At 51.4% G+C, this 2,775-nt stretch carries 1 protein-coding gene; it reads left to right on the forward strand.

From position 1 onward, the window contains the following. Nucleotides 1–2,775 (forward strand): amino acid adenylation domain-containing protein (locus AC1DP6_RS36350; RefSeq protein ID WP_477059287.1); only part of this gene is annotated, 2,775 nt, incomplete at both ends.

A 2,775-nucleotide genomic window follows, 5' to 3' on the forward strand; every position in this document is an offset into this window, starting at 1 on the left:
CAGGGCGTTAAGGCAGACACATTGGTACCAATCTGCGTAGAACGTGGAGTGGATATGTTGGTCGGCATATGGGGCATCTTAAAAGCAGGAGGCGCTTATGTACCGGTTGACCCGGAATACCCTGCAGAGCGCATCCGTTATATGTTGGAAGATAGCCGTGCATCGCTGGTGCTGAGCAGCGAAAGCTGCGCAGATCGTTTACCCGTAACCGTAGGTTGCCGGATCGTGCGTCTGGATGGCGATTGGGATCGTATCAGCAGTGTACCGGACAGGCAGGCATTGGTATCCCCTGCGGCAGATCAGCTGGCCTATGTGATCTATACGTCTGGCTCTACCGGTATGCCGAAGGGTGTGATGATCAGTCACGGCAGCCTGGTACATTATTTAGGTAATCAGCAAACACAGTACACTACTGATAGTCAGACAGACAAACCAGGCAGTTACCATCACCTGTCTTATACTTTTGACGCATCACTGACGGCACTTTTCCAACCATTGCTGAAAGGCAGGGCATTGGTAATAGCGTCAGCAGGCCTCCCTGCTACAGCGCTGTTAGGAGCTGACCAGATATGCGGCCATGGGGTGTATGATTTTATTAAACTGACGCCCGCGCATCTGCCCTTGCTGGAAGATGCGTTACGTTCAGGGGAGATCGTTACGCGGCGGCTGGTACTGGGAGGGGAAGCGTTGCAGGTGAATCATGTGCAGTACCTGGTAGATGAAGGCTTGTCAGTAGAGATCATTAATGAATACGGTCCTACCGAGGCTACCGTAGGTTGCAGCACCTACCGGTTCCRCACCAACGATAATGATGMATTGGAACAAATTAAAGGCGGCAGAATACCTATTGGTAAGCCAATAGGTAATACCCGGATGTACATATTGGATACCGCTGGGCGTCTTTGCGCGGTAGGTGTGACGGGTGAAATCCATATCAGTGGTGCCGGGCTGGCCCGAGGCTACTGGCAACGGGAAGGGCTGACAGCAGAAAAATTTATAACAGATCCTTATAGTCAGACACCGGACGCCCGGATGTACAAAACGGGCGACCTGGGTCGCTGGTTACCCGATGGAAATATTGATTACCTCGGGCGAAAAGACGAGCAGGTGAAGATTCGTGGTTACCGTATTGAGCTGGGAGAAATAGAACATGTATTGCAGCAGAGCGGTCTGGTGAATCAGGCAGTGGTGCTGGCTCGTGGCGATAGCGCCGGTAACATGCGGTTAGCCGGTTATGTGGTGGCGGAACAAAATTTCGATAAAGAACCAGTGATTGCTTACCTGAAGAACCATCTGCCGGAATACATGGTACCATTGCTGTGGGTGGCGTTAAAAGCACTGCCTTTAACGGCTAATGGCAAGATAGACCGGAAAGCCTTGCCGGACCCGGATGTACCGGAGCAGCTACAGGAACAGTATGCGGCGCCGCGCAACGTGGAAGAAGAAACACTGGCTGGAATCTGGGAAGAATTGTTGGGATTAGAACGGGTAGGGATATACGATAATTTCTTTGAGTTGGGAGGAGATTCCATCATCTCCATTCAGGTGGTTAGCCGTGCCCGCCGTGCAGGACATGAGTTRCAGGTAGGAGACGTGTTTACTTATCAAACGATAGCCGGCCTGGCCGGGGTGCTGCAGGAACAGGAGAGGAAAGAAGCCGGCGGGGAACAGGAACCACTTTCAGGTGCAAGCGGATTATTACCTATCCAGCAATGGTGGCTGGATCAGGAACAACCTTCCGTATCACATTTTAATCAGAGCATTTTATTGGAGCTGTCTAAAGAGGTCAGCGCAACAGCGCTTGAACTGGCAGTGCAGCAGTTATTGCAGCAGCACGATGGGCTTCGTTTCCGCTACCTGCAAGGTGCAGATGGTTGGGAACAAACCTATGGGGCTACCGTGGGCAGCTTGCACCGGGAGGATCTGTCTGGAGTAAGTTTGGAAGCATTGTCAGAAATGATTACAGTAAGAGCGGATTATTACCAGGGTAGCCTGGATATATTCCAGGGCGACCTGGTACGGACTGTACTGTTTGAAACACCCGTGGACGAGCCGCAGAACCGATTGCTGATGGTGGCGCATCACCTGGCAATAGACGGAGTGTCGTGGCGGATACTGATGGAAGACCTGTCGTTATTGCTGGAGGGTACACTGTCGGGAGAAGTTGTCTCACTGGGTCGTAAAGGTCATTCTTACCGGCAATGGCAGGAAGGGTTGGTGGCGTACGGACAACGTCCGCGCACCGGTAAACAGCAGGATTACTGGCAGGAAATAAYARYGCAATATCGTCCGTTGCCTGTAGACCGTGAGTATGATGGCGCGGTGGGTCTTGGAAATATGAATAGTTACATGGTGAGGTTGGGAGCRGAAGCCACGCRAAAATTATTACAGGAAATTCCACGTGTGTATCATACAGARATCAAYGATCTKTTACTGRCAGCATTGGCATGGACGCTGTGTGRCTGGAGTGGACASGAACAGGTGGTAATCGGRYTGGAAGGACATGGCCGTGAAGATACCGTGATAGGTATGGACACCAGCCAGACAGTAGGTTGGTTTACCAATATGTACCCGGTGTTACTGGGTATGCAAAACGAACCCGCGCATGAAGCAAAAATACTAACGGTGGCGGACTGGATCAAGTCGGTGAAAGAACAGCTGCGTGCGGTGCCTGATAAAGGCATGGGATACGGGATATTAAAATACCTTAACCGGGAAGACGGTTTACGGGGAACTACGCCATGGGGTATTGTTTTTAATTACCTGGGACAATTG

Source organism: Chitinophaga sp. 01L420, assembly GCF_056399985.1.